Source organism: Bacillus vallismortis, from assembly GCF_040784915.1.
Lineage (GTDB): Bacteria > Bacillota > Bacilli > Bacillales > Bacillaceae > Bacillus > Bacillus subtilis_G.
In genome coordinates, this window is record NZ_CP160797.1 from 3,055,464 (window position 1) to 3,068,674 (window position 13,211).

The 13,211-nt window shown below is 45.8% G+C and carries 11 protein-coding genes; 3 read left to right on the top strand and 8 right to left on the bottom strand.

The features are described 5' to 3' along the window. Positions 1–185 precede the first annotated feature (185 nt). Together ABZM97_RS15070 and murJ are read right to left on the bottom strand one after the other, a co-directional pair. Positions 186–905, bottom strand: coding sequence for a pseudouridine synthase (locus ABZM97_RS15070; protein WP_087992852.1), 720 nt, complete (start codon positions 903–905; stop codon positions 186–188). Positions 906–974: 69 nt separating this feature from the next. Beyond that, on the bottom strand, positions 975–2,609 hold the full coding sequence (gene murJ / locus ABZM97_RS15075) for a lipid II flippase MurJ (protein ID WP_202326886.1): 1,635 nt from the start codon (positions 2,607–2,609) through the stop codon (positions 975–977). 205 nt (positions 2,610–2,814) lie between these two features. Here murJ and ABZM97_RS15080 point away from each other — a divergent pair, with 205 nt between their 5' ends. Together ABZM97_RS15080 and ABZM97_RS15085 are read left to right on the top strand one after the other, a co-directional pair. Then, the gene (locus ABZM97_RS15080; protein ID WP_202327715.1) at positions 2,815–4,077 is read left to right on the top strand and encodes an NAD(P)/FAD-dependent oxidoreductase; all 1,263 of its coding nucleotides are present in this window, start codon (positions 2,815–2,817) and stop codon (positions 4,075–4,077) included. Positions 4,078–4,267: 190 nt separating this feature from the next. Continuing rightward, the gene (locus ABZM97_RS15085) at positions 4,268–5,800 is read left to right on the top strand and encodes a BCCT family transporter (RefSeq protein WP_087992854.1); all 1,533 of its coding nucleotides are present in this window, start codon (positions 4,268–4,270) and stop codon (positions 5,798–5,800) included. A gap of 40 nt (positions 5,801–5,840) precedes the next feature. On the opposite strand, the gene ABZM97_RS15090 is transcribed toward ABZM97_RS15085, so the two are convergent. The 6 genes from ABZM97_RS15090 to rmgP form a co-directional block, all read right to left on the bottom strand. Continuing rightward, positions 5,841–6,023, bottom strand: a complete 183-nt coding sequence (locus tag ABZM97_RS15090) for a sporulation protein Cse60 (protein ID WP_087992855.1) — start codon at positions 6,021–6,023, stop codon at positions 5,841–5,843. Between the two features lie 67 nt (positions 6,024–6,090). Further along, positions 6,091–6,756 (bottom strand): YesL family protein, encoded by a 666-nt coding sequence (locus tag ABZM97_RS15095; protein WP_087992856.1) that lies wholly within the window; start codon positions 6,754–6,756, stop codon positions 6,091–6,093. A gap of 20 nt (positions 6,757–6,776) precedes the next feature. After that, on the bottom strand, positions 6,777–8,063 hold the full coding sequence (locus tag ABZM97_RS15100; RefSeq protein ID WP_367386925.1) for a Gfo/Idh/MocA family protein: 1,287 nt from the start codon (positions 8,061–8,063) through the stop codon (positions 6,777–6,779). An 11-nt stretch (positions 8,064–8,074) separates the two neighbouring features. Continuing rightward, positions 8,075–8,578 carry a lipoprotein YteS gene (locus ABZM97_RS15105; protein WP_087992858.1) on the bottom strand — a complete coding sequence of 168 codons (504 nt, stop codon included), beginning with the start codon at positions 8,576–8,578 and terminating at the stop codon, positions 8,075–8,077. Beyond that, positions 8,575–9,696 carry an unsaturated rhamnogalacturonyl hydrolase gene (gene rmgQ, locus ABZM97_RS15110; protein ID WP_141113423.1) on the bottom strand — a complete coding sequence of 374 codons (1,122 nt, stop codon included), beginning with the start codon at positions 9,694–9,696 and terminating at the stop codon, positions 8,575–8,577. Before rmgQ ends, ABZM97_RS15105 begins: the two co-directional genes overlap by 4 nt. Positions 9,697–9,703: 7 nt before the next feature. Beyond that, positions 9,704–10,669 carry a polygalacturonan/rhamnogalacturonan ABC transporter permease gene (gene rmgP / locus ABZM97_RS15115; RefSeq protein WP_087992860.1) on the bottom strand — a complete coding sequence of 322 codons (966 nt, stop codon included), beginning with the start codon at positions 10,667–10,669 and terminating at the stop codon, positions 9,704–9,706. A 216-nt stretch (positions 10,670–10,885) separates the two neighbouring features. Between rmgP and ABZM97_RS15120 the strand changes: the two genes are divergently transcribed. Beyond that, on the top strand, positions 10,886–13,201 hold the full coding sequence (locus ABZM97_RS15120; RefSeq protein WP_367386926.1) for a helix-turn-helix domain-containing protein: 2,316 nt from the start codon (positions 10,886–10,888) through the stop codon (positions 13,199–13,201). Positions 13,202–13,211: the final 10 nt, after the last annotated feature.

Here is a 13,211-nt window from a genome sequence, read left to right on the forward strand (position 1 = left end):
CCGCATTAAAATGCGGGATTTCATTTTGTCATCTTTTCAGCGTGATTGAAAACCCTTGAAGTCTAGAAAAGGCGAGCATTGGAGCAGAGCGAATGTTTTAATTCGTGAGCACCAACGCGCAGACTTGACAACGAATGCGAGGGTTTGTCGACACGCTGAAATCCCGCATTAAATGCGGGATTTCTTCATGCCTGCGGTTCATTCAGCCAATGAAGTTCTTCTGCTGTAAGCTCACGGTATTCTCCCGGTGACAAGGCAGGATCCAAGGAAACACGCCCCATTGATAAGCGCTTCAGATAAATCACTTCATTGCCGACCGCCTTTGCCATCTGCTTGACCTGATGGTATTTTCCTTCCGTAATCGTCAGGTATATCACGGTATCGCCGTTGTCGTTTGTCTTGATTTCCGCTTTTGCCGGCTTTGTTTGATAGCCGCCTTCTATGTAGACACCCGCTTCTAAATCCGAGATGTCTTCCGGTGAAATCTGTGATTGTAAATGGACTTCATACGTTTTTGGAACATGCTTTTTAGGCGATAGGAGCCGATGTGCCAGCTGGCCGTCATTGGTGAGCAGTAAAAAGCCTTCTGTATCCTTATCAAGCCTGCCGGCGGGAAAGGGTTCAAATCTCATCTCTTCCGGCGTCAGCAGATCGACCACTGTTTGCTGACGGCTGTCCTCAGTCGCCGACAGCACTCCCTGCGGCTTATTCATCATGAGATAAATGAACTCGCGGTAATCAACCGGTTCTCCGTATACGGTAACCTCTTGCGTATCAGGATCAACGTGCGCCTTTACATCTTTGGCCGGTTTGCCGTCGACCATGACGGCCCCCGCCTTCACAACGGCTTTGACTTCTTTTCTGGAACCATATCCGCTGTTGGCAAGCAGCTTATCAAGTCTCATTCCCGATCTCTCCTTTATAAAAGAAAGCCCGCAGCATGCGAGCCCTCTGTTTCTTGATTATCTAGTTCATCAGCCGGCATGTCTGCCTTTCTTTAAGAACCCGGGCAAACGGCGGCCTAATATTTTCTGCAAAAATCCTATTCGGTATCCGCAATACAGGTAGACAGCTCCGCCAATAGCGGCCGCAATGACTACAACGATCGCAGCTTGCACTTGACCATCCTGGTAGGAAATAAAGAAGCTTAGTACCCACTGTACGATTTTCACAGCTATCCCCATAATGGCTGACAAGACCAGCATCAAAACAGTCCGTTTGACTAATATCTTATACGAATAGCCCGCGTGGCGTTTGATCATGATAAATCCGTATAAAAGCGACGCGCTATATCCAAGCGCCGTCGCTAAAATCGCGCCGTCAGCCTGCATCAGCTTGATCAGCGGAACATTCAGCACAAGTTTGATCACGACGCCGATCACAAGGCTGACAACCGCAAATTTTTGTTTATTGATGCCCTGCAGAATGGCTGCGTTGACCGTAAATAAAGAGAACAAAATCGCGACTGGCGAATACCAAAGCAGAATATTCGCCCCCAAATCAGGAAGAAGGCTCTCTGATCCGTAAAAGAACGTATATGTCGGTCCCGCCAATACTGAAATCCCGACAACTGCCGGAATAATTAAAAACAGGATCGTCTGCATCGTTTGATTAATCTGCTGATTCAACAGCTTATAGTTTCCGCTAGTAAACGATTCAGTAATCGTTGGAATTAATGTCAATCCAAAAGCTGTTGCAAGGGAGACCGGAATCATCACGAGCTTCTGCACATACAAGGTAAGAATCGCCATCATGTCCTGGCTGATGGCTTGATGGCCGGCTTCGATCATCGCTTTGTTAAACGTATTTGTATCAATATAGTTATACAAAGGGATGGCTAGTCCGACAAAAACGTACGGAGCGGCATAGCTGAACAGCTCGAGAAACATTTTCTTGTAGCTTAAGTTTGCTGTCGGCCCCGTATTCGGCATCATCGCCAGTAGGCTGCCCTTCCGTTTATTCCAATAAATATACAGTACGATCAGTCCTCCGAAGGCGCCGATCAGCGCTGCGAAGGTCGCATAACCTACAGCGATCACAAGGCCGCCGTTCAAAACCTTCAAGATCAAGAATGTCGCACTCAATAAAAAGATGATGCGGACAATCTGTTCAACAACTTGGGAAACAGCCGTCGGCCCCATCATTTGGTGCCCTTGAAAGAATCCGCGGACAAGGCTCATAATCGGCACGACCAAAAGCGCTAAGCTGACCATGCGGATGACATAAACGACATGATCAATTGTCAGGCCGTTATTATCCTTGCCTCCCAGCGATATTTCCGCAAAAAACGGAGCTGATAAATACAGAATGAAAAAGGCAATCATACCGGTGACAAGCATAATCGACATACCCGCCTTAAGCATTTTTCTGCTTGTTTCATAGTCCCCTTTGGAATTATATTTGGAAACAAATTTAGAAACGGCGGCTGGAAAGCCCATCGTGGCAATATTCAAAAATAATGTGTATTGGTTGTATCCATATTGAAACAATGCACCGCCTGTCGCCCCGACCATAATGCTGAAAGGAATTAAATAGACCATTCCAAGAATCCGCGATATATATGTACCGAGCGTTAACACAAACGTGCCTCTTAACAGTTTGCTTGACATGTTTCTTCATCACCATTTTCTACGAAGATTCAACTTTTCTATTTTACCACAACTGGGCATTTAGACGGTAATAAATACAAAAGCAATCTTGTGAACGATTCAGGTTCGCGGCAAAAGACGTTTAAGGAGAGGCTTTCTTTCGCTATAATAGTACTGCGGGCGGGGTGTCCGCAGACGAAACAGAAAAAGAAAGTTGATGATAAAGATGAAACAGTATGACGTTATCGTAATCGGCGGAGGCCCTTCAGGTTTGATGGCCGCAATTGCAGCAGGAGAACAGGGCGCTGATGTTTTGCTGATAGATAAAGGAAATAAGCTAGGCCGGAAACTCGCGATTTCCGGGGGCGGCCGCTGCAATGTGACGAACCGCCTTCCTGTGGAAGAAATTATTAAGCACATTCCAGGCAACGGCCGTTTTTTATACAGCGCGTTTTCTGAATTTAATAATGAAGACATTATCAAGTTTTTTGAAAATCTCGGCATTCAATTGAAGGAAGAGGATCACGGCCGGATGTTTCCTGTGACAGACAAAGCGCAAAGTGTCGTCGACGCGCTGCTAAACAGGCTGAAACAGCTGCGCGTAACCATCCGAACGAACGAGAAAATTAAATCTGTCATCTATGAAGATGGACAGACAGCAGGGATTGTGACGAATAACGGCGAAATGATCCATAGCCAGGCAGTCATTATCGCTGTCGGCGGTAAAAGTGTGCCTCATACCGGAAGCACGGGAGACGGCTATGAATGGGCTGAAGCTGCAGGCCATACGATTACAGAGCTGTTCCCGACAGAGGTTCCCGTCACATCTTCCGAACCGTTCATTAAGCAAAAAACACTTCAGGGATTATCACTTAGAGATGTTGCCGTCAGTGTGTTAAATAAAAAAGGCAAACCGGTCATCACACATAAAATGGACATGCTGTTTACCCATTTCGGCCTCTCAGGACCGGCCATTCTCAGATGCAGCCAATTTGTCGTGAAAGAGCTGAAAAAACAGCCGCAAGTGCCGATCAAAATTGATCTGTATCCTGATATCAATGAAGAAACGTTATTCCAAAAGATGTATAAAGAACTGAAGGAAGCACCGAAAAAAACCGTTAAAAACGTGCTGAAGCCTTGGATGCAGGAGCGCTATCTTCTATTCTTGCTCGAAAAAAACGGCATCTCTCCGAACGTATCGTTTTCCGAGCTGCCAAAGGAGCCTTTCAGACAATTTGTAAAGGACTGCAAGCAGTTTACCGTACTTGCAAACGGCACACTGTCTCTTGATAAGGCATTCGTCACAGGCGGCGGGGTATCTGTAAAAGAAATTGACCCGAAAAAGATGGCTTCTAAAAAAATGGAGGGGCTGTATTTGTGCGGTGAAATTCTGGACATCCACGGCTACACAGGGGGATACAATATTACCTCCGCCCTTATCACAGGAAGGCTTGCGGGGCTCAATGCCGGTCGCTTCGCCCGCTCTTGACCAGACCTTTCATTTTTTTACAAAACGCTGAACATTTGAAAATTCTCCGCATTCATGGTACGGTGAGACTTGTTTTGTTTCACCTGATTGCGGGGTAATTTTAAGAGAGGAATGATTTGCCATCGTACGACCATACTAAGCCTGCGAGCAAGATATAGGCGTACACAAAAAATTTAGAGGGTGAGAATATTTGAAAAATATATCTAGTGTATTTTGGATTGTGATTGTGATCACAGCTGCTGCTGTATTGTGGGGCGTTGTGTCTCCTGACAGCCTGCAAAACGTAACCCAATCCGCGCAAGCTTTTATCACCAATTCGTTTGGCTGGTATTATCTTTTAGTTGTGTCATTATTTGTCGGGTTCTGTCTGTTTTTGATTTTCAGCCCGATCGGAAAAATTAAACTCGGTAAGCCCGATGAAAAACCGGAATTCGGGTTATTATCATGGTTTGCCATGCTGTTCAGCGCAGGCATGGGAATCGGCTTAGTATTCTACGGTGCGGCTGAACCGATCAGCCATTACGCAATTAGCTCTCCATCAGGTGAAACAGAAACCCCCCAAGCCTTCAGAGATGCGCTCCGTTATACGTTTTTCCACTGGGGTCTGCACGCTTGGGCCATCTATGCCGTTGTGGCATTATGCATTGCATATTTCCAATTCCGAAAAGGCGCTCCTGGATTAATCAGCAGCACGCTGTCACCGATTCTCGGTGATAAAGTAAACGGCCCGATCGGAAAACTGATTGACTGTATCGCTGTTTTTGCCACAGTCGCCGGGGTAGCGACAAGCCTTGGTATCGGGGCAACTCAAATCAACGGCGGATTGAATTACTTATTTGGTATACCAAATAACTTTCTCGTTCAATTTATTTTGATCGCTGTTGTTACGATCCTTTTCTTGGTTTCTTCGTGGTCCGGACTCGGAAAAGGCATTAAGTATTTGAGCAACACCAACATGGTATTAGCTGGACTGTTAATGCTGTTTGTGCTGTTTGCCGGGCCTACCGTATTGATTATGAACTCTTTTACAGATTCTATCGGACAGTATATACAAAACATCGTGCAAATGAGCTTTAGACTGACGCCGTACGATCCTGAGAAACGTGAATGGATTAACGGCTGGACGATTTTCTATTGGGCATGGTGGATTTCCTGGTCTCCATTTGTGGGCATTTTCATCGCCCGGGTATCCAGAGGACGGACGATCCGTGAATTTTTAATTGGTGTCTTGGTAACACCATGTATTCTCGCGTTCCTATGGTTCTCTATCTTTGGCGTATCGGCTATGGATATTCAGCAAAAAGGCATCTTCAATGTAGCGAAACTGTCAAGTGAAACGATGCTGTTTGGAACACTCGACCACTATCCGCTGACGATGCTGACATCTATTATGTCATTGATCCTGATCGCCGTGTTCTTTATCACGTCTGCCGACTCCGCAACATTTGTGCTCGGTATGCAGACGACATACGGTTCATTGAACCCGGCCAATTCAGTAAAATTCAGCTGGGGCATCATTCAATCTGCCATGGCTGCTGTCCTCCTTTATTCCGGCGGACTTTCCGCTTTGCAAAACACAGCTATACTCGCGGCGCTGCCGTTTTCTATCGTCATTCTGCTGATGATTGTCGCTCTTTATAAATCATTGGCAAAAGAAAGAAAAGAGATCAGAAAAGCAGAGAAGCTTCAGAAACCGAGAAGCCCGAGAGTGAAAAAAGCTTAATCACAAAAAAGATCTTTCCGCTTGTGCGGGAAGATCTTTTTTATTTGCGATATAGAATAAGGGCGGAAAAACAGTAAAGCTGCTCGCCGTCTGGGTCGCACGCCGCCGAAACCGTATATTTGATATCAATCAGCTGTTCCTCCGCTATCCCTTTTAAAAACGAATTAATTTCCGTCTGTAAGTCTTTTTCATGCTCTTCATCAAATACCGCCACCTTCAGCATCTTATCCGCTCTCCTTTCTCTATCAATCTATTCCGCTTGGGACAGCGTTATGATAGAGAAATCTTGATTATCTCGTCTCCGGATAAAAAGCCCGTCTATGGCGTTTCTTCTGCGGCTCATCTTCTTGCCGCTCCACTTTGAGGAGCACGGCATAAACAATTCGCATATGACAGTAGCTGATCAGGCTGACGCTGAAAAAAGGGACAATGCCGGGCAGGTACGCAAGCAAGAAAAAGAGAGCGACAGTCAGCGCCAGCATGACGAGCGTATATTGCAAATACGCCACACTGAGCAAGAGCGAAAACTTCACATACAGACGTTTTTTCCATTCAAAATGGACAAGCAGCGGAAACACATAAAAAAGCATGGATACGAACAAAAATCCAAATATCATAATGGCAAAGCGGAGGACATGCAGAAGGAAATGGCTCGGATAAATAAAAGCCAAATCGATATAGATGATCAAACCGATGATCACCAATACTGCGCCGATCAGATTTGAACGGAGAAATTCAGCCTTGTATTCTCGCCAAAACGTTTTTAAAACAGGGACGTTGTCCTGCCCCTGAACCCATTTCCGCATGACAGCGAATAAAGCCGCGGTCGCGGGCATGATGCCGAACAGCCCGAGACCGATCAGCGTAAAAAACAGCCAAAGCAAGTTTGTATACGCAAATCTCATGATCCACTCACAAAAGCGCAGCACCCGCCCCATTGAACCATCATGCTCCACGGCGGTCCCTCCTTTTCGCATTATACATTTTGCATCTGAAACAGCCTCTTAATGTTGATCGGCTTCTTTTCGGCAACCGAGCGCCACATCCCCTCACCAACCGCGATGGAGTAGGCTCCTGCTTCAGCTCCGGCTAAAATGTCATAACGGCGCAGCGGGTCTTTTCCTAAAAAAAGATCCTCAAGCAATAACGGATCACCCCCGCCGTGCCCGCCCTCGTTTTTGACCACTTGTATCGTCTGCTTTGATTCAAAAAGCGGATAGTATTCAATTGTCTGCTCAGGAAAAGCAAACGGAATTCTGGAAGGCTCGTGAAATTCATTTGATTCGATACGCCCTTTTGTGCCATTGATCGTCAGCCGGTAGCCTTCATACGGGGCGGAAAATATGATCGAGTAGCTTAAGAGCGCACCGCCGTCATATTTGACAGCCGCCACGTACGTATCCTCAATGTCAATCTCCTCGTCAAAAATGCACGCGTCAGGCCTGTACGCTGTATACAAGCTGGACTGGTCTCCCGCTTGAAGATGATCATCCTTTACAGAGGCTATAGAAGAACGGGAATGCCATCTTGAATAGTATTGACATTTTTCTTTGACACGGCACGTCCCGCAAAAACGCCCGTCTTCTTCCGGCAGCGGGTTCCACTCACTGTCCGCCCCATAGTAATTCAAGGCGCCATAAGCAAATACCTCAACCGGTTTTTGCCCGAGCCACCAATTGACGAGATCAAAGTGATGTGTTGATTTATGGACAGAAAGACCGCCGGAAAATAGCCTCGACCGGTTCCAGCGTTTAAAATAACTGGCGCCGTGATACGTATCAATATACCAATTCAAATCAACAGAGGTGATCCTGCCTATTTTTCCATCCAGAATCATTTCTTTCATTTTCCGATGAAACGGGCTGTAGCGATAGTTAAACGCGACGGTGACTTTCCCTTTGCTTTTCGCCTCCGCCTCAAGCACCCGATTCGCATCCCGCACCGTCGTCACCATGGGTTTTTCTGTCATCACATCCGTATCCCACTGAAGGCTTCTTAAGATATATGTGACATGTGTGTCATCCCTGCCTGCCACAATGACAATATCAGGCTTTGAAACGTGCATCATCTCATCAAAAGTGTCTTCGTTGTACTCCGGCACGTGGGCAAGCTCGGGAAACCTCTTCTTGCAAACGGCAAAACGTTTTGGATCGGCATCCAGCAATCCCGTAATCTCATATTGTGTTGAAAACCGCTCCATCAGCGGTTTGATAAACATACTGAGCGCTCTGCTGCTCACTCCGCAAATGACGATGTTCTTCAATGTCCTCACCTCTATCGGGCTTCAGTTAGTTGGGAAATCAGCTGCAGCGCTTCCTCTGTTTTTTTAGCGTACACAGGGATAAACGCCGCCATATTGCGATTCAATCGAAAAGAATAGCCATTCAGCTGTTTTTTCCCTTTTTTGATCTGAACGGCATAGACCGTTTTTTCTCCTGTTTTTTGATCAACAGTTGTATAGGGAGATGTTTTTTCAGGCGGCAATCCATCTAACGGCTGAAAATTTTCCGGATCATCATACGCTTGAAACATGTCTTCAGGCACGATGAAAACATCTCCCTCACGAGCGGTGATTTCAGTCAGCAGTTTTTCCGGAAAGGCTGGAAAGATATCCACCTTCCCGGCCTTCTGCCCAGCGGCCTCTTTTATGTTTTCCTGTACGCCAGCCTGCATATCAGAAAAGAGGATGACATGCAGTCCGTCCTTCTTGCTTGAGCATGATGCCAAAAAGAGCATTGAGACGATCACACACAAAGCCGTACGTGTACTTGGTGTCATTTCCCCGCTGACCTAAAAAGAGTCTCCAGCTCTGTCATGGCCAAAATAAACGCGCCTGCTCCGTGCAGGTCGTTTGTGCTTCTTTCGCGGCTGACATAATAGTCATAGAAACCGGCCGACGTTCCGACACATATATCTTTGACAAGAAACGCACCGTCTTCTGCCATCTCGGTTTTCTGCTGAATCAAACCTTGATACGCTTTGAACAGTGTTGTTTCGTAAGCTCTGTCAAGATATCCTTTATTGATTCCTTTCGCGATTGCGTACATGTACAGACAGGAACCTGAGCTTTCCAGCCAGTTATCGGCTCTGTCGCCTTTGTCAACGATCTGGTACCATAATCCTGACTCCTTGTCTTGATAGCGGCAGATGCTGTCGATCATGTCCTGCAGCGTTTTTTTCCACACGTGACGGTTTGGATGCTTCTTCGGCAGCTCTTCAATCATGTCAGCAAGAGACATCACATACCAGCCGATGGAACGCGCCCAGAATTCCGGAGAACAGCCTGTCTCTTCATTGGCCCAAGGCATTTTTTTCGCTTCATCCCAAGCGTGATAAAAGAGCCCGGTTTTTGAATCCTTTGTATGCTTTCTCATCAGCGACTCCTGGAGCACGACCTGATCAAACAGCTCCGGCTCCTGCTTCAGATTGGCATATTTCAGCGCGAACGGCCCGCCCATGTATAAGCCGTCAAGCCACATTTGATAAGGATAGCCGTCCTTGTGCCAAAAACCATCCTCAGACGTCCGGTTCAGTGTCCCATACAAGCCGCGCAGTCTTTTTGCCGCGTTTACATACCGCTCATCCTTCGTCGTTTCGTATAATGGAAAAAGAAGAAGACCCGCTTGAATGGCGTCGAGCTCATCTCTTCTAAATAATAGATTGCCATAATCATCAATTAAGAGATCTGCATAGGCCTTCACATACTCAAAATACCGCTTTTGCCCGGTTGCTTCCCACAACCGCAATACCCCGCATAAGAAAACACCCTGATGGTAGTGCCAGCGGTTTGCAGGCGGCAGCTCCTCCACTGTGTACGTGTCCATAATGGTGTTTGCCAATGCCTCCGCGTACGTAAGAGGCGATTTTACAGCGATTGATTGATCCATTGATCCCATCCCTTTCTTAATAGATTCCTTCCTCGCCAAATTTCTTCGCCAAACGATTCGCAAGCATAACCAAGATCAGCCCGACCGCCGCTTTAAAGACGCCGACTGCTGTACTGTAGCTGAATTGGCCCTGTTTCAGCCCCGCAGTATAAACGTACGTATCAAAAATTTCCGCCACTTCCCTGTTTGTCGCATTTAACAGTAAATACACATGCTCGAAGCCAAGCTCCAGCGTGTCCCCGATTTTTAAAATCAGCAAAACGACGATGACACTTTTGATGGCGGGCAGCGTAATATGCCACATTTGCCGCAGCCGTCCCGCTCCGTCCATTTTCGCCGCTTCATACAGCTGAGGGTCAACCGCTGTAATGGCCGCAAGGTAAATGATCGTCGACCAGCCCGCTTCCCTCCAGATGACCTGCAGAATATACAAGGGCCGGAACCATTCTTCATTCAGCAGAAAATTGATTTTTTCACCGCCAAAAAACACAATCAGCTCATTAATCAAGCCTCCGTCTACTGTTAAAAGCACAAACGAAAGCGATACAACGATGACCCAAGACATAAAATGCGGAATATAAATCAGCGTTTGAACAAATTTTTTAAAGAGAGCGATCCGCACTTCGTTTAATAGAAGCGCCAGCAAAATCGGCACCGGGAAAAATATAACCAGGTTCAAAGCAAATAACACGAGCGTGTTTTTTAACAGGAGAAAAAATGTAGGCTCTGTAAACAGCCTAATAAAATGCTTCAGCCCGACCCATTCGCTGCCCAAAATGCCGAGAAACGGCTGATAATCCTGAAACGCAATCACAATTCCCCACATCGGGACATACTTGAATAGCAAAAAATAAATACAACCCGGCAAAATCATCAAATACAAATATTTCTGCTGGACCAACTTGTTTAGTAAGCGCTTTCTTTTTTCTTTTTTTAAAATGACTGCATCAACAGCCGGCACTTGCGCTTCTGCTGTTTTCATCTTTTCCAAGCCTCCTTTCACGGGTTCTTGCATTCACTGTAGCGCAGCAGGCAAAAGTCCGTCTACAATCATATGATCACATCCTGTCTTATCCCTTTATGATCAAGGATTCAGCCGTTCCATCTGAAAAAAAGACACCAATATTAGAAAATGATTATTGACAATATCTATCAATCTTTGGATTAATTGTATTAAGGTGAAAGCCGATGTTATGAAATGGGGGGTTTTATGAAAAGAAGCCAATACAAGTTTTATTACAAACTGATCACGTTTTTCTGTCTGCTCAGCACCATTCCGGTCATTCTGGTCGGATTGTTTTCGTACGAGCACTCGCAGAAAACGGCTATCTCCAACGTTTCGGAGGAAAAACTCGACACACTCCAGCAGACCCAGCAAAGCATCGAGCATATATTAAAAACCGTCGATCACTCTTTAACCCACTATGTGAGTTCGCTGCCTCTCCTTCGCACACTGTCCAAGCCTTTGCACTCTGATCAATTTCAAATCTATAACCAAGTGAACCAAGAGCTCAACTACCTGCAAAGCTTCGATACCGACCTGTCCAACATGACGCTAGTCAGCTATATGAAACAATGGTACATGAACAATTCCGGCTTGTACCGTTTGAATACAGACTCTCTTCATGAAGCAGCCGCAGCATACACAACACACAAAGCGAGCCGCTCGTATTGGGCGCTTGAAGAAAACAATCATTTAATTTCGACAAAGGAAGGGACCTCAGAAAACTGCCGCTACAATATCAATTTAATTAAACAGCTTCCTCTGAACAGCACAAATACAAAGGGATTGGCCGCCGCAAGCATCCCGAGCTGTTCGCTTGTCAAAAACATGCCCGACTATTCAAATGCCAATAACCTGTTTATCATTAATGAAAAAGGCCGCATCATCCTGCATAACAACATGTCTGACATCGGTGAATCTCTTCAGAACGACGACTTTGTCCAAAAAATGCTGGCGCAGACCGCCAAAAGCGGGCAGTTTGAAACCGTTATTGACCGGATTCATTATAAAGTCACCTATCAAAGATCCGACTATAACACATGGACTTATTTCTCTCTCGTTTCCTTGCCTGAACTAAAAAAAGAAGCCAAGTCAATCGGCTGGATCACTTTTACGGTATGCTTCATTTTGTTAACGCTTTCATTATTGTTCTCTTGGCTCGGCTCCCGCCATTTTTATAAGCCGATCAGGGTGCTTTACGAATCATTCGTTAGGCATGGTGCCATACCAGAAAAACAGCCGCCTCAAAATGAATTTGAATTAATTGAACGGAGCTTTAAGCAGCTGAAGGACAGAAATGACGACCTTGAAGAAACGATGAAACAGCAGGCCACTCATCTGCAGCAATATTTTATGGTCAGGCTCATGCTTGGAAAACTGACGGATGAGGAGGTCAATAACCGTTTTGAAAGCCTTGGTTTAGAGCAAAATTGGCGGAATCTTGCCCTGCTCGTGCTTCAAATTGATTCGCTGAATCATACGCCTTATGAGAAAAAAGATATGGATCTGCTTTTGTTTGCCGTCAACAGCATGATTGAGCGAAACATCCCGTCGGACAAACATCTCGCACCCGCTGTCGTTGACAAACAGCAGGCAACGATTTTGATCAATCAGAACGGGACAAAGGAAGCATTCATGGCTGAGCTGAATGAGACTGCAAGGATGATACAGGATAAGGCGGAAGCGGAGCTGCAACTGTCTGTCAGCATCGGCATCAGCCAGCCGTTTGATGCGCTGATAAACGCGAAAACAGCCTATGCAGAAGGATCAGAAGCGTTGAAATACCGGCTCAAAGCGGAAAACAAATCAATTATCTTTTACGAAGACCTTGACCAGAAAAAAACCTTCAACACCCATTTTCCAAAACAGCTTCAGCATGAGCTGTTTGATGCCATAAAAGAGGGGGACAAGGAGAAAGCGGACATATGCCTGCACGCAATTTTGCAATCGATCTTCACCCAAAACACCAATCCGTACCAATTCCAAATCGCAATCGCCCGCTTTTTGAACCATGTGATTGAACTAATGCATGTACTCGGGATCGAATTGTTTGAGTTTGAAGAAAATAAAATGCTGTACGATCAAATTTTCGAGCTGAAAACGTTCGAGGATACCGAAAACTGGCTCAAGAATGAGTTCATTGATCCGATGACAGACAAAGTGAACGCCCGCACGGATGCCCAGTACAAAAACATTTCCGACAATATCATTCATATCATCCACCATGAGTTTGAATCCGATTTGACATTGGATGAAATCGCCCGCAGGCTGCATTACAACCCAAACTATTTAAGCAGCATATTCAAAAAAGAAATGGGTATTTCATTCAGCGATTATGTCTCCGGCTACCGCCACCATATGGCGAAAAGCTGGCTTGCCGAAACCGACATGGCGGTAAAAGACATTGCCGAAAAACTAAAATACAAAAACTCGCAAAATTTTATCAGGTCATTTAAAAAGCTGGAGGGGATTACACCGGGAAACTACCGCCAGCAAAAAAGAAGCATGTAAAAAACCCAAA